Source organism: Bartonella sp. B1098 (assembly GCF_944896145.1).
GTDB lineage: Bacteria > Pseudomonadota > Alphaproteobacteria > Rhizobiales > Rhizobiaceae > Bartonella.
Genome location: NZ_CALYLP010000002.1, coordinates 822773 through 842805 on the forward strand (window position 1 = coordinate 822773; position 20033 = coordinate 842805).

Below are 20033 nucleotides of genomic sequence, written 5' to 3' on the forward strand. Positions count from 1 at the left end.
CAAAAATATGAACGATATTGAGCGTCTGGAACAAGAAATTTGTTTAGCCTTAGAAGCTGCAGGTGATGAACAGGCACTTGAAACAGTGCGTATTGCAGCATTGGGTAAAAAAGGCAGCATCTCTGAAAAATTAAAAGCATTAGGAAAGATGGAGGCGAGCGAGCGCCAAAAAGTTGGCCCTGTTCTTAATGGATTAAAAAATCGCATTTTAGAATTATGGACGCAAAAGCGTGATCTTCTGAAAAGACAAAAAATGAATGCCCGTCTTTCTCGTGAAACGGTTGATATTACCTTGCCTGTTCGTTCTTCGCCTATGGAACGGGGGCGTATTCATCCTATTTCACAGGTGATTGAAGAAATTATCGCCATTTATACAAAATTGGGTTTTTCACTTGCAGAAGGACCAGATATTGAAACAGATTATTATAATTTTACGGCATTGAACTTTCCTGAAGGGCATCCAGCACGTGAAATGCATGATACCTTCTTTTTTAATGTTGATAAAATGGGAGAACGCAAATTATTGCGGACCCATACCTCGCCTGTACAAATTCGCACACTGGAAAAACAAAAAGCACCGATACGGATCATTATTCCCGGGAAAACATATCGTATGGATTCAGATGCAACGCATTCGCCCATGTTTCATCAGGTCGAAGGTCTTGTCATTGATAAAACCTCTACCATCGCCCATATGATGTGGCTGCATGAAACTTTTTGTAAAGAGTTTTTTGAAGTTGCTTCAGTAAAAATGCGTTTTCGTCCCTCTTTTTTCCCTTTTACTGAACCATCTATGGAAGTAGATATTCAATGTGATCGTTCTGGTTCAGAAGTAAAATTTGGCGAAGGACAGGATTGGTTGGAAATTTTAGGATGTGGAATGGTGCATCCTCATGTGTTGAAAAATGTTGGTTTAGACCCCGATGAATATCAAGGCTTTGCATGGGGAATGGGCATTGACCGTATCGCTATGTTGAAATACGGCATGCCTGATTTACGCGCTTTTTTTGATGCTGATCTGCGTTGGCTAGACCATTATGGCTTTCGTTGCTTTGATATGCCTGCTTTTTTTCCTAATAGAAATGTGTGATCTTATCATCGCTTTCATGTGAGGTTTTAAAATGAAATTTACTTTGTCGTGGTTAAAAGATCACTTAGAGACAGATGCGTCTTTGGATGAAACTTGTGAGAAACTAACAGCGATCGGTCTTGAGGTTAACCATGTTGATGATCGTTCTTCTTTAAAAGGTTTTGTGATTGCGAAAGTTTTAACGGCAGTAAAACATCCTGATGCAGATAAACTCCAGATTTTATCCGTGGATACAGGCTCTGGTACACCTGTTCAAGTTGTCTGTGGAGCACCAAATGCACGTGCAGGACTTGTGGGTGTTCTTGCGTTACCCGGTACTTACATTCCAGGACTTGATGTGACATTATCTGTAGGAAAAATCCGCAGCGTTGAAAGTTTTGGGATGATGTGTTCATCGGCGGAGCTTGAATTATCAGGTGAACATGATGGGATTATCGAACTTCCAGAAGATGCACCTATTGGGGGGGGATTTGCAGCTTATGCTGGTTTAAATGATCCGATCATTGATATTGGTTTGACTCCTAATCGCTCTGATTGCACAGGTGTTCGCGGCATTGCCCGTGATCTTGCTGCTGCTGGAATCGGGCAATTAAAAGAATTGTCTTTACCAAAATTTGAAGCTTCCTTTGACACACCCCTCGACGTTTCATTCGATTTTTCACAAGCTTCATCGTTATGCTTAGGTTTTGCTTGGCGTGAAGTGCGTAATGTTCAAAATGGTCCATCACCACAGTGGATGCAACAACGTTTGAATGCAATTGGTTTAAGACCGATTAATGCGCTTGTTGATATAACCAATTACATCAGTTTTGACCTTGGTCGTCCGCTCCATGTTTTTGATGCTGACAAAATTAAAGGGAATTTGTATGTTCGTTGTGCATATGAAGGAGAACAACTTCAAGCACTTAATGGAAAAATCTATCATTTGAGTGTTCAGGATTGTGTTATTGCCGATGAAGACGGTGTTGTTTCGATTGCTGGTATCATGGGTGGTGAGAGAACAAGCTGTGATGAGACGACGCGGCGCGTTATTATTGAATCGGCGCTTTGGGATGCGCAAAGCATCGCACAAACAGGGCGAACATTAGGACTTATCAGTGATTCACGTTATCGGTTTGAACGGGGTGTTGATCCAGCTTTTATGGAAACAGGGCTTGAGATTGCAACAGAATTGGTCTTACGTCTTTGTGGTGGTGAAATATCCAAGGCAAAAATTGTTGGCTATCCGCAACAAAAAACCAAACAGATCGCTTTTCCTTTTTCTGAAATTAAACGTTTGACACATTTGGAAATAGAGCCAGAAAAAGTCATCTCTATTTTAATGAAACTTGGATTTTGCGTTGAGGGAAAAGGAAATGTCGTTACAGTAAAAATACCATCATGGCGCCCTGACATTATGGGTAAAGCCGATTTGGTGGAAGAAGTCATGAGGATTTATGGGTTAGATAAAATTAAACCTATTCCTTTGGAAAACTTCGCAGAAGGAAAAGATCAAGTTTTAACATGCGCGCAAATTCGTTCACGCGCTACCCGTTTGGCTTTGGCACATCGCGGTATGAAAGAAGCGGTAACGTGGTCTTTTATCTCCGAAAATCAAGCTCTTGCTTTTGGGGGAGGTCAAACACAGCTTAAATTGGTCAATCCTATTGCCGCTGATATGTCAGTGATGCGTCCTTCTCTTTTACCTGGTTTACTTATGGCAGCACAGAGAAATGCTGATCGTGGTTTTTCTGATCTTGCTTTGTTTGAAGTTTCCAGCATTTATGAAGACGATACCCCTGATAAACAACGACGTGTTGTAAGTGGGATTCGTCGTGGTACAGAGCAATTTGAAGGAACTGGGCGTTTTTGGAATGGAAATGCAACAGCTGTTGATGTTTTTGATGCCAAAGCAGATGCTTTAGCCGTTTTAGAAGCATGCGATATAGATGTTAAGAAAGTACAAATTGAAGTTGGAGCCCCTGATTGGTATCATCCAGGTCGTTCAGGAGTCATAAAACTTGGTTCAAAAATTATTCTTGGTTTTTTTGGTGTTCTTCATCCAGCGACCTTAGAAAAATTAGATATCAGTGGTCCTTTATGCGGCTTTGAAATTTTTCTAGATCAAATTCCAGAACCAAAGAAAAAAACAACGAAAAACCGTCCTCCTTTAAAATTATCGCCGTTTCAAATGGTGCGGCGTGATTTTGCATTTATCGTTGACAAAACAATTGCTTCTTCTCTTATTGTTCGTGCGGCTCAGGGAGCCGATAAAAAACTTATTCATTCCGTACAGGTTTTTGATCTTTTTGAAGATCAGAGCCTTGGTGAAGATAAAAAATCTGTTGCCATTGAAATTGTTATTCAACCGATTGAACGCACTTTGACAGATAAAGACCTAGAAGAAATTGCTGCAAAAGTAATAGAAAATGTCACTAAAACAACAGGCGCTTATCTTCGTCATTGAATATTTTCAAATGACTTTTATAAAGACAGGAGCGCTTTATGAGTGCTCCTTTATTTTTTAAAGGTTCAAATTCTATGAAATTTTTTGAAAAAAAGTTTTACGATAATCCATTCATTGATAATTTTTATCTTAAATAGGAATCCCCAATATTATGGGACTTATCATTTCAAATCCCCTTTGAATGAATCAAAATCATTGATTCTCCACCTTAAAGTGGAACGGTTCTTTAGAAACCATAAAAGAGAAATAAAAATGCTTCTTACTCAGGCTCTCAAATGCCAAAGCCTGTCTCAATATGAGGAATTGATCGTGCAACAATGGGATTGAAAAAATAAAATAATGATACCGCATTTTGTAAAATCAATGATGGAGCTCATCCCCCTTGGGGACTGTATCTTTCAGCTCAAGCCCATGAAATGAATATAAGGTGTTTTGTTAAAACAAGTCGCATGAATAACATAATAAGTCTCTGTTTTGAGCGTTTTGTTTTTTATGAAAGATGTATTCTCATTGGAAAATGAGAGTAAAAACATGGGACAATACGCATTCTATGAATTAAAAGACATTGTTTAAGATGCTTTAGAAAAACGCAAAAATTGCATTATAACTGTAAATAACTTGACTAACCTGATTTACTAGCACCATCAGCAACGTACTAAAATCCTTTGGATTTTCAAAATTCATTTTATGTAAAAACTGAATTAAAAAGGGAAGATCATCGGAAGATGTTTTTTACTTTGTATCTTTATATTCTCCTCTAAAAAAGCTGCATTTTCATTTCAGAGGTAGATCAAACAGATATACGCATTATTTTTGCTCCATTTTAGCAGATAAAAGTGAGAATTGCTTATAAGGCTTTTAAACGTAATATTTTTCAAATGTGTACTTGTTTTGAGAAACATATTGCAGTGCTTCTAAGTTTATTTTAAGATAGCACCTGTGAATAGTGTGGTTAAAGTTTATTGCGCCTCATTCTCCTTATGCTGAATAAAAGGGAAAATTGGCTCCATTATGCTTTCTTTTTTCTAGTTTCCATGTAACCGACAAACCCTTGTATTTGCGAGAGGCCATAAAAAGGATTTTTATTCCTTTTTATCGTTTTTGTTCACAGGCTCATTCTGCTTGAAATGATCAAGTAAAAAATAGTTATTGATTCATAATAAGAAGGTTTAAAATGAGAAAAATCTATGATATTCAGTTCATTAACTCAATAAAACGATACGTTATCCTTATAAATAATATATTATTATTGGGATGAGCTGTTGAGTAATCAGCAACAGCAAAGACACAGGCTTACCAGCAACGAATAAGAAAAATATCTCAGCTTTTTATAAAATGCTTTGCAAAACAACAAAGCAATTTTTCTTTAAAATCATTCGCTTTTTTAAAGCTTAATTTTAAGGCAAGAAAAAATTGTTTTTAAAGGGCTTGAAAAGTTAATTCTTGTAAAAATCTTTTATTGCAAATGCAAAAAATAACTGTTATTGCTAAATGATAATGCAAATCATTCGCAATAAAATAAAGAGAGAACTAATGAATATAAAAAAAGTTTTTACTCTAATTCTGGGGGGGATTATTTTTTTTACTCCTCATTTAGCGGTATGCGCTGGTAAATTTAAAGCTGTTACAACATTCACCATTATTGCTGATATGGCGCGAAATGTCGCCGGTGATGTCGCTGATGTTGAATCAATCACAAAACCAGGAGCTGAAATTCACGAATATCAACCCACCCCTCGTGATCTCATGCGTGCTCAAGGCGCGAATCTTATCCTATGGAATGGATTAGAGTTAGAACTGTGGTTTGAAAAGTTTTTTCAAAATATCAAAGATGTTCCAAGTGTTATCGTTTCAAAAGACGTTGTACCCATTACAATTGGTGAGGGTCCCTTCAGCGGTAAACCGAATCCTCATGCTTGGATGTCACCGACCGCTGCTTTGATTTATGTTAATAATATTCGCGATGCTTTTGTAAAGTACGATCCTGAACACGCGGCCACTTATAAAGAAAATGCCGAAATTTATAAACAGAAGATTCGTGCAACGATTGATCCAATTAGAGCTGAATTGGCAGCAGTTCCTCAAGATAAACGTTGGCTTGTAACGAGTGAAGGTGCATTTAGCTATTTAGCGCGTGATTTTGATCTGAAAGAACTTTATTTATGGCCAATTAATGCGGATCAGCAAGGAACACCGCAGCAGGTTAAGCATGTTATTGATATGGTTCGAAAATACAATATTCATGCCGTTTTTTCTGAGAGCACAATTTCTCCAGCACCTGCAAAACAAGTCGCAAGAGAAACAGGAGCAAAATACGGTGGTGTTCTCTATGTTGATTCTCTCAGTGAGAAAAATGGTGAGGTCCCCACTTATATTGATTTATTACGTGTCACGAGTGGACGTATTAGCAAAGCCTTATTAGAAGGAGTAAAAAGCCAATGAGGGAATGTGGAATATTTGCCCAAGGGGTAACGGTAACTTATCGTAACGGACATACCGCTTTACGCGAAGTAAATTTTGAAAGTCCAAAGGGATCTATTACAGCATTGGTTGGTGTCAATGGCTCTGGTAAATCAACATTATTTAAAGCAATTATGGGATTTGTACGCCCCTCAAAGGGAAAAATTCGCATGTTTGATTTGCCTGTTGATATAGCTTTGAAAAAAAACCTTATTGCTTATGTTCCTCAAAGCGAAGATGTGGATTGGAACTTTCCTGTTCTGGTTGAAGATGTTGTCTTAATGGGGCGGTATGGTCATATGAATTTCTTTCGCTATGCTAGTGCACAAGATTATGAAGCCGTTCGTGTTGCGTTGGAACGTGTCGATATGTTACCTTTTGCCAAGCGCCAGATTGGGGAACTTTCTGGTGGACAGAAAAAACGCGTTTTTTTGGCGCGTGCTTTGGCACAAAAAGCAAAAGCTATTTTATTAGATGAACCGTTTACAGGAGTTGATGTTACAACAGAAGATAAAATTATTGCTTTGTTACAAGATCTTCGTAAAGAAGGAGCAGTAATCTTGGTCTCTACCCACAATTTAGGCTCTGTTCCGGAATTTTGTGATCATACGGTTTTAATCAAGGGAACTGTCTTAGCTTCTGGGTTAACAGAAAAAATCTTTACAAAGGAAAATCTGGAGAAAACTTTTGGAGGCTCTTTGCACCACCATATTTTTGAACTTCAAGACACGAAAAAAAATAGTGTTTTCATGGGAGGAAAAAAGTCTACAGTTTGTGAAAATATTGAAAGAGTGGAGCACGTTGCATGATTTCTTGGTTACTTGAACCACTGAGCTATCAGTATATGGTGAATGCAATGTGGGTTTCTGGATTAGTTGGATGTGTTTGTGCCTTTCTTTCAGCTTTTTTGATGTTAAAGGGGTGGTCATTGATTGGTGATGCGCTATCCCATTCGATTGTTCCTGGTGTCGCAGGGGCTTACCTTTTAGGACTACCTTTTTCACTTGGCGCTTTTTTTTCTGGTGGTCTTGCTGCGGCAGTAATGTTGTTTTTTAATCAGCGGACAAAACTGAAGGAAGATACCATTATTGGTCTCATTTTTTCTTCTTTTTTTGCTTTTGGATTATTTCTCAAATCATTAAAACCAATGGCTGTTAATATTGATACGATTGTTTTAGGAAATATTTTAGCAGTCAGTTCATCAGATATTATACAATTAGCTTTTATTGGTTTTTTCTCTTTATTTATATTGCTTTTGAAATGGAAAGAGCTCCTTGTTTCTTTATTTGATGAAACACACGCGCGTGCCATTGGATTGAACGTAAAGTTTTTAAAGATTCTTTTTTTTACACTGCTTGCTGCTTGTACTGTTGCTGCTATGCAAACGGTTGGAGCATTTTTGGTTATTTGTTTGGTTGTCACGCCCGGAGCAACGGCTTATCTTTTAAGTGATCGTTTTGTGAATATCTTGGTTATTTCAGTTATAATTGGGACATTCACAAGCGTATTAGGTGTTTATGTGAGTTATTTTTTAAATGCGCAAACTGGTGGTGTTGTCGTGCTTTTTCAAGCATTCTTATTTATGTTAGCTTTTATTTTTTCTCCTAAACACGGATATATTGCTGCTCGTTTACGGATAAATGCAGCAAAAAAAGGTGTGATGTTATCATGATTGATCAATTACTACTCCCTTTTCAATTTTCTTTTATGCTAAAAGGTATGCTTATTGTTATGATCCTTTCTATTCCAATGGCAATGCTTTCTTGTTTTCTTATTTTGAAAGGATGGGCGCTGTTAGGCGATGCTATTTCCCATGCAGTTTTTCCAGGTGTTGTTGTTGGTTATATGACAACACCGTGGGTGATAGTATTTTTAGCTTCTGTACCATTTGCTTGGTTCCAGCATATGCGTCCAGAGAATATTACAATGACTTTGATTACTTGCGGTGCTTTTGTTGCGGGTATGATTTGTGCGCTTATAACAGGTTTTTTGGGAAGCAATAGTCGTATCAAACAGGATACAGTGATGGGTGTTGTTTTTTCATCGATGTTTGGTTTAGGACTTGTTTTGGCAACATCTATTTATAGTAACTTAGATTTAAATCATATTCTATTTGGTAACCTGTTAGGCGTTAATTGGCTTGATATTACGCAAACAGCAATCATTTCTGCCATTGTTACTTTTATTTTAGGCGCAAAATGGCGCGATTTTATGCTGTATATTTTTGATTCAATACAAGGTCGTGCAATGGGATTGCGAATATCACTGCTCCACTATACCCTTCTCACGATGATTTCTCTTACAATTGTTGCGGCATTAAAAGCAGTTGGAATTGTACTTGTTATTTCTTTACTGATAGCACCAGGGGCAATTGCCTATCTCGTTACAAAACGGTTTTCTTTTATGTTAATGATTGCGATACTTGTTGCAGCTCTTTCTGGTTTTTTAGGGATTTATCTCAGCTTATTTATCGGCTCTGATTCTGCTTCCACAATTGTGTTGATCTTGACGTTGATTTTTATTGCCATTTTCATGATGACTTTCTTGCGTCAAAACACAGTTCAAGAAACTTAGCGATGATAAAATTCATGCATATCAGCCATGCATTTTTATATATTGTTTCTTATACTTATTTTAATTAGTGGTTGAGTCGCTAGGTTATGTTTCCTCCTAATGTCTAGCATGTGAATGCAGTACATATTCTCCTCCCCCCCCAACGCTGCATTCTTAATTAAGAGGCTGCATTGATTTATTCTGCAGCCTTTTTATTTTTTACTTCTCTAAAATCTCTTCTTATTTCTTGAAACTATTTAAAATGATTATCATATCGCAAAGCTATTTAGTATCTTGAAGGAACTTATGACAGTAAAGACACTTACACATAGAAATGGTGGAGAGGGGAAATGGTGGAGAGGAATTATCCATTCAAATACATGAACAGTGAAACAGATACAATTTTTTGTGTAAAGTTGTTTTACGTGGAGGAAAATAATACGAGAGAATGAAGAAATATTTCAAGATATCACATCCTTTACGCCTCTGCTATTATATAGCAGGTTGGGTAATGGTTATATTAGGTATTATCGGTGTGGTATTACCTATTATACCGACGGTGCCTTTTTTGTTGGTTGCCTCATGGTGTTTTACGCGTTCTTCTCCACGTTTTCATCACTGGTTGAATCATCATCGTATTTTTGGTCCCCCTCTTAAACGATGGGAAGAAAGAAGAGCTATTTCTCCATTTGTTAAAATTTTTGCCGTGATGAGTATGACAGGAGGGGGATTATCCTTTTTCGTAATGGTACACCCTCCTTTATGGATTTCTTTACTCGTTGCCGTTATATTATTGTTGATTGCTATTTATATTGTGACACGTTCATCTTCATAATGATAGAAAAGACTTTATGAGAGATGCTCTTTTTAGCTTTGACCTATTTGTTAGAACAATAAGAGAGACTTTTTCTTGAAGTTTTAGATATAACCTCTCCATATTCAAAATACATATGAAATAACAAGCTTTTTATAAGCAAAGAAAATTATGTCCCCCCCCTTAAAGCTCATAAAAAGTTACTTTGTAAAAGATGATAAATTACATTTATTAAAAGGCTTTATTTTTGTAAAGCATGTAAATTTTGCTAAACTTTCTTGGCATGTTAAGCCTTTTTAAGTGCCTCGTGCATATTTTTGTTTATCGAACCTTATGTAAGTAAATTGCCTATGTGAAAAGCCAGGTGGAATCCGCTCGACAAGAAACCGAATGATTTACAGACCTGCAAAGGTTAAGAATCTTCGTCCTTAGGATTAAGAAAAAGGTCAACCTTATAAACAATAGGATGAGTCAATATATTCGTTTAAAGAGCCCAAAACTACATCTTTATAGGTCTAGAAACGCGCTTTTTATTACCAAAAAAACTGAGATAATGTTGTATTTCTTTTGAATCACCGATCGTTTTTTCAGGATTATCTGAAAGTTTTACGGTTGGTCGACCATTGGCATGGGTCACCTTACAAACAAGGGAAAGAGCATCAAGGGTTGCGATTTCTTGAGGAGCACAACCTGTAAAGTCATTGGTAAGATCAGTGCCCCATCCAAAACTCATGCGCACTTTTCCATGGAAATGATGATAGGTTTTTTCAATTGTATTGACATCAAGTGCATCAGAAAAAATTAAGAGTTTTTCGCGTGGATCTTTCCCTTTTTCTTTCCACCATTGAATAATACGTTCTCCACCTTCAATAGGGGGTGCACTATCCGGTCTAAAACCCGTCCAATCTGCTACCCAATCTGGAGCATTGCATAAAAATGCTTCTGTACCAAAGGTATCAGGTAAAACAATGAGAAGATTTCCGCCATAATAACGGTTCCAATCTTGCAAAACTTGATACGGAGCTCTACGTAATTCATCATCGTTGTTGCTGAGAGCAGCAATAACCATAGGCAATTCATGCGCATTGGTTCCAATAGCTTCTAAATCTGTATCCATGGCAAGAAGAACATTAGAAGTTCCCGTAAAAGAATGACCAATACCTTCTTTTAATGCTTCAACACACCAACGCTGCCATAAAAAAGAATGGCGACGCCGTGTCCCAAAGTCAGATATTTTAATATCAGGCAATTTTTTAAGGCGTTCAACTTTACTCCACATTTTTGCTTTAGCACGTGCATAAAGTACATCAAGAGCAAAGCGATCCAGTTTTTTCATAGCAGCACGTGAGCGTAATTCACTGACGATAGCAAGGGCTGGGATTTCCCACATGGAGCTATGAGCCCATGAACCATGAAAATGCAGAATATATTGGCTATCTTCCCGGGTTAATTCATATTCCGGAAGTTGAAAATTCTCAAGCCACTGAAGAAAATTCGGTTCAAAAATTTGTTTGCGTCCATAAAATGTATTACCAGCAAGCCAGATCATTTCTTTTTTTGTAAAGCGCAAACTAAGAGCGTGATCAAGTTGGGCGCGCAATTCACCCTCATCAATATCATCGGCAAGACGTATTGTTTTAGAACGATTTATGAGGGAAAAAGTAACATTAACAGTGGGATAAAGCCCCCAAATCATCTGTACCATAAGAAGTTTATAAAAATCCGTATCAAGAAGTGAACGAATAATAGGATCAAGCTTCCAAGTATGATCGTAAACACGTTTAGCAATATCCGGATGATTCATAATCCTCTTTCTTTTGGTTTCATAGAATTTAAAATTATTGTGCTCCAACAAAATCCATATAGGAATGAAAAAAACTATAACAACTCTAAGATTTTAGGCAAGAATAAAAAAGCTCTTTAGTTTTTCTGTTTTGAGGATTTAAGTATGCGTATGATTTCATGTTTTCCCGTTTTTTGTAACTTTATCCCTGTATGAACTTCGGTATATTTTTTGCCATTAACGTGAAGTATATTTTCAGATCCCCATTTGACTTTAATGGTATAAACAGCCTCATAAAATTTCATTTTTACTTCACACTTTGGCCAAGTAGAAGGTAAATGTGGTTTTAAAAACAACAGATCTCCCTGACGCTGTATTCCAAGAATAGCTTGTGTTGCAGCATGATAAAACCAGCCTGCTGAACCTGTATACCAGGTCCAACCACCTTGTCCAAGGTGTGGCTCAACGGCATAAATATCTGCGGCCATTACATAAGGTTCAACACGATAAGTTTCAGGATCTTGTCCATGATTAATAGGGTTAATTGTGGAAAATAAATGATAGGCTTTATCGCTTTCATTCATTTCAACAAGCGCTAAAATGCTCCAAATAGCACCATGGGTGTATTGTCCACCATTTTCTCGAATGCCAGGGGGATAACCTTTTATATAACCAGGTTCGAGCGTTGTTTTATCAAAGGGAGGCCAGAAAAGACGTAAAAGTTTCCCTTTTTCATCATAGAGACGTTCAAGCATTGAGGCCATAGCTTGTTTTTGGCGCTCAAGCGGTGCCATTTGAGAAATGACAGCCCAAGATTGAGCAATGGTATCGATTTGGCATTCATCATTGATTTGAGAGCCAAGAGGCGTCCCATCATCAAAATAACCGCGTCGATACCAAGCACCATCCCAAGCATTTTTTTCTAAAGATTTTTTCAAGCGTTCAAAATATGCATTCCATGTTTCAACACGGCTGTTATCACTCCGTTTTTGAGCTAAAGGAATGAATGCTTGTAATGTGCACCCGAAAAACCACCCTAACCAAGTGCTTTCGCCTTTTCCTTGCACACCAACCAAATTCATGCCATCATTCCAATCGCCACCTAAAATAAGAGGAAGACCGTGAGGTCCACAGCGTTTAATGGCAAAATCTAAAGCTAAAGCGCAATGTTCATAAACTGTTGCAACCTTTGAGGATTGAGTGGGTTTAAAATAAGCATCCTGTTGCCCACTTTTGAGAACATCGCCTTCAATAAAAGGAACGAGCGTATCAAGAAAAGCATCATCGCCAGTGGTATTGACATAAAAAGCTGTTGCATAGGCAAGCCAAACGATATCATCAGAAATGTGTGTGCGAACACCAGCATTTGTTTCAGGCAACCACCAATGTTGCACATCCCCTTCAAGAAATTGATGCGCAGCTGCGTTTAACAATTGTTCATGAGCTAATTGTGGTTCTAGAAACAATAAAGATAAACTATCTTGTAACTGGTCACGAAAGCCAAATGCACCACTTGCTTGATAAAAGGCAGCACGCGCCATGATACGGCATGCGTAGATTTGATAGGGAAGCCAATGATTGACCATAATATCAAAAGAGGGATCAGGTGTTTTTACTTGGAATGGGGAAACAAAATCACTCCAATATTGTTTTTGTTGTGTGAGCAAAGTTTCAAAATCACTTGCACGTACTTGATTGAGTAATTTTTCAGCTTCTTTTCTATTTTCAGCACTGCCAAGATAGAAAATGATCTCTTTTGTTTGACCTGGAAGAAGGTCAATATCATAAGCAAATGCTGAACAAGGATCATATCCTGCTTCAATAGTATTCGAAAGTGCACTGGCTTTACGGATCGCGTTTGGATGTGTTACGGTTCCTGTTGTACCAATAAATTCGCTGCGATTGATTGTGCTACTGGTTGGCATTTCAGATGCCGATAAAAATGTGACTTGCTGAGACTTTTCAATGTGATAAGGATTTTGAATAAAATGTGCCCCCCATTTAGCCTCGTAAGAGGGAACAATGAAGGGAGCATATTTTGTTTGAGTCTTGCCTAAAACCCATTCAACATAATTATACAGGCGTAAACTGCGTGGTTTTTCCCCTTCATTTGTGAGGAGCAGACGTGAAAAGCGAACAGGTTTCTCTAGGTCAAGTGTATGGGTTAATTCTAATGCGATTTCTGAATGTGTCGACTTAAAAGTTGAGAATCCAAAACCGTGACAAGCCTCATAGATAACATTTTTATCACATTCTACAGCAGAAACGGGTGAGAAACGTTTTAAAGACTGGCGATCAACCAGATAAAGTGCTTCGCCTGGCCGGTTAGACGTTGGATCATTCGCCCAAGGCGTTAATTGATAATCACGGCTATTGTGAACCCAAGTAAAGAGTGCACCTTCAGCAGAAACATGAAAACCAAATCCGTGATTAGCAATGACGTTAATCCACGGATGCGGTGTTGTAGTACGTCCATGAAGACGTATGATATAATGATTATGCTGATTAAAACCACCATAACCATTCCAATATTTTAGATCTTCTCCAGTCATTGGAGGAAAAGATGATTTTTGTCGGCTCGCAAGACCAATGGAAGCAAAAAGATTTTGTTCAGTTTGTGTTGTAACTTGTCTTCCTTTGTTATATTTTGAAGTGTCTAATTGATCATGAGCACTCTGATCATTTTTACGAATTGAGAGATCAAAATCATTCTCACCAAGTCGTTTAAACTGTTCAGATAAAGAGCCATTTTCGGCATCGAGAATAATGCGTGCGGATGCAAGAAGCGTTTTAAAACTTTGCTCACTCATTTGATCACGCCGAAGCGTAAAAATATGTTGGCGTGCATCTGTTTCTTGCGTGTGATGTCGATAAGATTCGCATACCCATTCAAGAGCGCGTTGTGTATTTTGTATATAGGAAAATGCTTGTTCATTGAGAATGACTAAATCAACAATGAGTCCGCGCATACGCCAATATTCATGTGCTTTAAGGAGCTCACGCAGCACAGTTATATTTCCCTCGTTATTTAATCTAAGAAGACAGAGTGGATTATCACCAGAAATGGACATGGGCCACAGATCCGACTGTTTTCCAAGTGTTTTTGCTAATATTTCAGAAGGAAGACGCCATGTTCGATCAAGATAGATAAGAGGCGTTGCATATTTTTGATAGACAATCGCTTCTTTAAGCGAGGTTTCGCTCTGATACAGTGCAACTTGTGAGCGTGTCCATGCCATTGAAAGTTCTTTTTGAAACATATCAGGTTGTCGATAATGTTTTATATGATGATGCAGCGTTTCTTTTGTATGAGCAGCAAAAGTCCAAAAAATAAGTTCTGCTTTTCCATAGGCTGGAATTTTTATACGGCATCGCAGTGACATAATAGGATCAAGAACACAACCTTGACTGTTACTAAAATGAGCATTTTGGTCAAATGCAGCGGGCCGATGAATGGATCGCCCCCGTCCAATAAACAACGAACGATCCGTTTCAGCTTCTGTTTCTCTAAGAGTATCTGCTGTACTGGAAACAAAATGAGCAACATAAATTTCAGGATCATTAGGTGCGCGTTTGCGCCTTTTGGCAAAAATTGTTTTGCCTTCCTCAGCAATTTCCGTCTCTATAAACATCCGTGAAAAAACAGGATGAGCTTGGTCCATATCCATTGTTGCAAGCGCTAGTTCACCATATGAGGTCACTTCAATAAGACGGTCTTTGTTTGTTGTATTCATCAGTTGAATACGTCTACCTTCACCACATCCTTCAGATGTAATAAGACATTCAAGGGTTGATTTGATACCATCAACCATTTTCGTATATTCAGCCTTTTCATCCGTAAAAATGCTGACAGCTTCTTCTTCAATAACGCGTGTTGGTTCGCTGGTCACAGACCACCACCGTCCACTATGTATATTGCGTAGGAAAAATAAAATCCCTTGTTGATCTTCTGTTGCATAAGGAATAAAGCGCGTAATCGCATAATCGTGCCAACGGCTATAACCAGAACCATTCGCTGTCAACATGATAGAATAAAAGCCATGAGATAAAAGCAACGTTTCCCGTGGCTTAAGCAGCGGGTTTGTAATAATGCGCAAAGGGGCGGCATCCAATACTTCAGATTTATTGCGCATACGATTAATAGCTTTGGTGTGAATCATAGGAATAAGATGGGCAGCGCGCTCTTGTAAAAGCAATTGCGTTGCTTCCACAACGGGATCACGGTGAAAACGATCACGCATTCGTCCTTGAAAAATAACATTGTTAAGAGCAAGGATAGACATCCCATGATGGTGCGCATAATAATTGCGTACAATAGCGTATTTTTCCCCTGTTTTTACGCGTGAAGGGGTAAAATCAATAGAGTCATAATAACCATATGTTCCTAAAGCTCCAAGATTACGCAATCGCTTTAAATTGGTTACAGCTTTGTGAGGCACATATTGTGCTGCAAGAAAGCTGGCATAGGGAGCAATGACAGCATTGCGTGAAAGACCACGTTGGAGTCCGAGGTTAGGAACACCAAAATGAGCATATTGGTAATTCATTAAATGATCACGAGCATTAAATGCAGCCTCTGAAATCCCCCATGGCAATTCCCGTGTATGAGCATATTGTATTTGACAACGAATAATCAATCGATTGGTTTGATCCAAGAGAGACCCTAAAGGTTCATGCATCACAAGAGATGGCATAAGATATTCGAACATGGAACCAGACCATGATAAAAGAGCACCTTTCCACCCTATGGGAACGAGGAGTCGACCAAGATGAAACCAATGTTTAAGTTTTATATCGCCTTTTGCAATGGCAAAAAAACTTGCAAGACGTGCCTCTGAAGCAAGTAGATCATAACAGTTTTCATCGAGTTTGTTTTCTTGAACACGATATCCAATGGATAAGAGATGCCGTTTAGGCTGTTCTAAGAAATCAAATTTCATATCAAAGGCTATTTGCCTTGCCGCTATAGCTAACCTGTTTAGTTTTCTGCATAATTTTTCAGGATCACAATGAGCCATTGCATCGTGATGATAAGCGTCGCAAGTTTCGATAAGGCATTTAGCCCAACAAAGGGCACGAGCAGATTCTATTGTTTGAATTTTTTGGTCGAGTTCATTAACTAAGTCTACAATATCTTGGGCTGCACGTGAAAGATCCCTGATGTGAGAAGGTATCGTATTTTCTTGTTCGACAAAAGTACGGAAAGAGTGATGAAAACGAACAATATTTTCTTCAATTCTGTGGCGTAAAGCGCGTAGACTTGGTTGATGATCTGGAATTTCTTTAACCGTTTCTTTAAGAATAATAAGAACATCCGATAAGCCTTCTCGATCACTTTGAAAAAGAAGATGCGGTTTTTCAGCCCATTCCCTTAAAGCAGAAGAGAGTGTTACCAAATGACCAGCAAGATTTCCTGAATCAACGGTTGAGACATAAGTGGGCAAAAGAGGCCTGAGTGTATCCGTTGCATACCAATTATAGAGGTGACCATGGAACTTTTCCATTTTTGCAAGAGAGCGTAATGTACATTCGATACGGGTAACTGTTTCTTCAAAACCAATCCAGCCAAAATCACGTGCCGCAATAATAGACAGGAGATAAACGCCAATATTTGTAGGGGATGTACGTTGAGCAACAAGAGGTTCAGGGTCTTCTTGAAAATTATCGGGAGGCAAATAATTGTTTTGCTCATTGACAAAGGTTGCATAATAAAGCCATGTCCGTCGAGCAATAGAGCGGAGGATTTTTTCATCTTTTGAAGAAAGTTCAAGGCTATCTTGAAATGTTGAAGGTTGACTCACAACCCAAGCAATGAAAGGTGAAAAAAACCATGCTATCCCAAAAGGCAAAGCAATAAAGCTTGCAAAATTATCAAAAAAAAGAGGGAGTGTTAGGGCAAGAGCACCAATAAGTGATGCTGGTGCCATTGTAAAAACATAGAAACGCAAACTATTGGGCATTGATTTTGTTGCGGCAGAGGTTTTCCATTCAAGAAGATGCTGTCTTGAAATCGTCATACGATAGAGTGTACGAATAATCGCATCTGTCATAAAATACACCGAATGAGCAAGAAAAGTCGTCTTAAGAAATATATCAGCGCCTGTAAGAGTAGTTTTATTCCAAATTAATTGAACATGTCCGCGCAAAGAATGATCTATATTGGATGAAAAAAACGTTTTTAATACACATAAAATGGGAGCAATAAAGGTGCTCAGCAACAAAAATATCTGCCAAATGAATGCACTCTTTATTGGCAAAAGAGCCCATCCTGCAAACGCTGCAACTAACCACATTAATGGTGTAAGAGAACGACGCAAATTATCCTGCATTTTCCAACGCGTCACGGAGCTTATTTGACGGGGACAAAAAAGATAGGGAAAGAGTTGCCAATCACCACGAATCCAGCGATGATAACGCATAACATCAATATTATAAGCCGTTGGGTAGTCCTCAATGACTGTGATGCTACTGACCAGAGCAGTACGGGCATATCCTCCTTCTAAGAGATCATGACTGAGAACAGTATTTTCTTTAACTTTGCCGTCAAGTGCTTGTTCAAATGCATCAATATTATAAAGACCTTTACCGATAAAAGTACCTTCTCCTAACAGATCTTGATAAGTGTCAGAAACAGCAAAAACATAAGGATCAATACCACGGCTGGTCGAAAAAACCCGTTGGAAAATTGATGTTTTTTTTCCTGTTGTCAGAGACGGAATAATGCGTGGCTGCAAAACGCTATAGCCTTTGACAAGCTTTCCACTTTGTGGATCAAAAATGGGATGATTAAGTGGATGATTAAGCTTTCCAACAAGTTTTGTGACACTTTCAGGGGTAAGACGTGTATCACAATCCAGTGTCATAACAAAACGACAATCCATCGGAAGATTTGGATCAGGAGAGTAAAAACTCGTATTTTTATCGCCTCTTAAAAGCCGATTGAGTTCATGAAGTTTTCCCCGCTTTCGTTCCCATCCCATCCAACATTTTTCACCGCTATTATAAAGACGTCGGCGATGTAAAAGGAAAAAAACAGGAAATTCATCACGATGATAACGACCATTGAGTTTATCAATACCCTTTTGCGCATAGTGAAACAAATCAAGATCATCTTGCGTTTCTCTTAAGGGAGCATCTACCCAATCTGTAATGAGTGCAAAATGAACCGCACCTTTGGGATTGGAAAGATAGTGCACTTCAAGATTGTGCACGTGCGCATCAATATCATCGCGTGATGTCATCAAAGTAGGTACAACAACCATTGTACGTGCATGTTTTGGAATACCTTCTTTATATTCATAACCAATGAGCTGTCTTGATGGAACAAACCACGAAACAACTGTATTAAAGAAGGAAAAAGCCGCATCCATAGCAGGAAAAAGCGCTAATACAGTAAAGCAAAGGGACATCCATAGTGTCATGCCAGATATTTGGAAAAGGGTATAGACTGCAAGCAAAAGGGCAAGCGTCAGAAAAGAGACAGGAATGGCAATGACTCTCAGTTTTAAGCAATAAAAAGCGCGTGCCCATTTTATGAGAAGAGACGGCGTATATCCACAAGCCTTTTCAAATATGCCACGACCATCACCGACAAGATACCACCCAACAGAGGAATAATGAGGCATATCTTCAAAAATGGGATTTGCCATTTCTACAGATTTGCGTGCAACTTCCAGCTCACTAAGAGATGAAAAGCGTGAGATTTTTTCAATGACTTGTCGATAAATACTGCGTGAATGGGAATCAATTTCAGAAAAATCACTCTTTTTACGCAAAATAGCATCGACACAACTCACTGTTTCAAACCATACGGTCCAATCAACATCATCTATCGCTTTAAGAGCACAGATAATATTACCCATGGTCACACCATCTGCCGCTTGTCGGGTATGCTCATCGGCTGTTGCACTTTCTAAGCTACTGCCTTGACTTTCTAATTGCTTTTCAAGCCAAGTTAACGCTATGTTTGAATCGATAGATGCACTGCGCAGACGATAGAATAAATGTGCTGAAAAAGTTGGGTCAGCAGTGAATGGTTTGTACTGCGTAAAAAGAGAATTTAGACTGGTTTTATTTTCTACAAGAGAAATTTTATCAGCTACTTGACTGGCAAGATGGCGCATCTGGCGCGCTTTTTCGATACGCACTGAAAGACGACGAACATTTTCAATGAGTAGCATTTGTATAACTGAAGGAAGAGCCCACAATTCACCAATTGTGAGCGCACAAACTTCTTGAAACCCATTGATCATAACTGTCAGTGTTTCTTGTGAAAAGCTGCTATCGGTATGCGCAATATAAAGCCAAGTTAAAGCAAAAATGCGTGGTATTCCTGCTTTTTGTGGTGAAAGAGGAAGTTGCTTTATGAAGGACTTGGGAAAGTTACGGCGTAGTTGTTGTATGGTTTTATCAATGGTGTAATGATTATCAATGAGCCATTGCGCAGACGGTGCAATAGTTTCATCATTTCTGGCAGCAAAATCACTGGTATGAAAGGCATGAAGGATAAGTTTAGCATTTTCATTCAATCTCTTGCGAAAATCTTCTACTCCTTCATATTCAGGGAGTAAAATTTCTTTGCCAGAAGCTATATCATGCCCTAGATCATAAAGATCTTCCTGTACTTTATAAATTGCACGAAGAGGGAAATCACTATTAATAAAATGGTCTTTTCTCTTCTTTTGAGAGAAAAAGTACTTTATGAAAGGTATTGTGCACACCATAATGTCCCATTATCATTCAATTACATCGCTTTTTATTTAAATTGTAAGCATTTTATTTGAATAGTGAACCGTTGATAGACAAAAAACAAACTTTTTGTTTTTATTTGCAAGCAGTTATAATAATTTTTAATGCAATAATTAAAAAATAAGAAAATAATTTTTTT

Annotated in this window: 9 protein-coding genes; 7 read left to right on the forward strand and 2 right to left on the reverse strand. The window is 38.2% G+C overall.

What is annotated here, in order from left to right; genetic code table 11:
* Window positions 1-7 precede the first annotated feature (7 nt).
* From pheS to NNJ85_RS03545, 7 genes are all read left to right on the forward strand, one after another.
* The gene (gene pheS, locus NNJ85_RS03515) at window positions 8-1090 is read left to right on the forward strand and encodes a phenylalanine--tRNA ligase subunit alpha (protein WP_254473559.1); all 1083 of its coding nucleotides are present in this window, start codon (window positions 8-10) and stop codon (window positions 1088-1090) included.
* A gap of 31 nt (window positions 1091-1121) precedes the next feature.
* Window positions 1122-3536 carry a phenylalanine--tRNA ligase subunit beta gene (gene pheT / locus NNJ85_RS03520; RefSeq protein WP_254473561.1) on the forward strand — a complete coding sequence of 805 codons (2415 nt, stop codon included), beginning with the start codon at window positions 1122-1124 and terminating at the stop codon, window positions 3534-3536.
* A 1533-nt stretch (window positions 3537-5069) separates the two neighbouring features.
* Complete coding sequence (locus NNJ85_RS03525) at window positions 5070-5978, forward strand: metal ABC transporter substrate-binding protein (protein ID WP_254473563.1); 909 nt, start codon at window positions 5070-5072, stop codon at window positions 5976-5978.
* A complete protein-coding gene (locus tag NNJ85_RS03530) occupies window positions 5975-6805 on the forward strand; it encodes a manganese/iron ABC transporter ATP-binding protein (protein ID WP_254473565.1) in 831 nt (276 codons plus the stop codon). Before NNJ85_RS03525 ends, NNJ85_RS03530 begins: the two co-directional genes overlap by 4 nt.
* Window positions 6802-7668: a metal ABC transporter permease gene (locus NNJ85_RS03535; protein ID WP_254473567.1), complete on the forward strand. Its 867-nt coding sequence runs from the start codon at window positions 6802-6804 to the stop codon at window positions 7666-7668. Before NNJ85_RS03530 ends, NNJ85_RS03535 begins: the two co-directional genes overlap by 4 nt.
* Window positions 7665-8570: a metal ABC transporter permease gene (locus NNJ85_RS03540; protein WP_254473570.1), complete on the forward strand. Its 906-nt coding sequence runs from the start codon at window positions 7665-7667 to the stop codon at window positions 8568-8570. Before NNJ85_RS03535 ends, NNJ85_RS03540 begins: the two co-directional genes overlap by 4 nt.
* A gap of 427 nt (window positions 8571-8997) precedes the next feature.
* Complete coding sequence (locus tag NNJ85_RS03545) at window positions 8998-9384, forward strand: YbaN family protein (protein ID WP_254473572.1); 387 nt, start codon at window positions 8998-9000, stop codon at window positions 9382-9384.
* A 478-nt stretch (window positions 9385-9862) separates the two neighbouring features.
* Here the strand turns inward: NNJ85_RS03545 and pncB are convergent, their stop codons facing one another.
* Both pncB and NNJ85_RS03555 read right to left on the reverse strand, forming a co-directional pair.
* The gene (pncB, locus tag NNJ85_RS03550) at window positions 9863-11167 is read right to left on the reverse strand and encodes a nicotinate phosphoribosyltransferase (protein WP_254473574.1); all 1305 of its coding nucleotides are present in this window, start codon (window positions 11165-11167) and stop codon (window positions 9863-9865) included.
* Between the two features lie 116 nt (window positions 11168-11283).
* Window positions 11284-19869, reverse strand: coding sequence for a GH36-type glycosyl hydrolase domain-containing protein (locus NNJ85_RS03555; protein ID WP_254473576.1), 8586 nt, complete (start codon window positions 19867-19869; stop codon window positions 11284-11286).
* Window positions 19870-20033: the final 164 nt, after the last annotated feature.

Excerpts from the sequence above, each read along its gene's own strand:
- pheS (WP_254473559.1), top strand. The coding sequence starts at position 8 with ATGAACGATATTGAGCGTCTGGAACAAGAAATTTGTTTAGCCTTAGAA.
- pheT (WP_254473561.1), top strand. The coding sequence starts at position 1,122 with ATGAAATTTACTTTGTCGTGGTTAAAAGATCACTTAGAGACAGATGCG.
- NNJ85_RS03525 (WP_254473563.1), top strand. The coding sequence starts at position 5,070 with ATGAATATAAAAAAAGTTTTTACTCTAATTCTGGGGGGGATTATTTTT.
- NNJ85_RS03530 (WP_254473565.1), top strand. The coding sequence starts at position 5,975 with ATGAGGGAATGTGGAATATTTGCCCAAGGGGTAACGGTAACTTATCGT.
- NNJ85_RS03535 (WP_254473567.1), top strand. The coding sequence starts at position 6,802 with ATGATTTCTTGGTTACTTGAACCACTGAGCTATCAGTATATGGTGAAT.
- NNJ85_RS03540 (WP_254473570.1), top strand. The coding sequence starts at position 7,665 with ATGATTGATCAATTACTACTCCCTTTTCAATTTTCTTTTATGCTAAAA.
- NNJ85_RS03545 (WP_254473572.1), top strand. The coding sequence starts at position 8,998 with ATGAAGAAATATTTCAAGATATCACATCCTTTACGCCTCTGCTATTAT.
- pncB (WP_254473574.1), bottom strand. The coding sequence starts at position 11,167 with ATGAATCATCCGGATATTGCTAAACGTGTTTACGATCATACTTGGAAG.
- NNJ85_RS03555 (WP_254473576.1), bottom strand. The coding sequence starts at position 19,869 with ATGGTGTGCACAATACCTTTCATAAAGTACTTTTTCTCTCAAAAGAAG.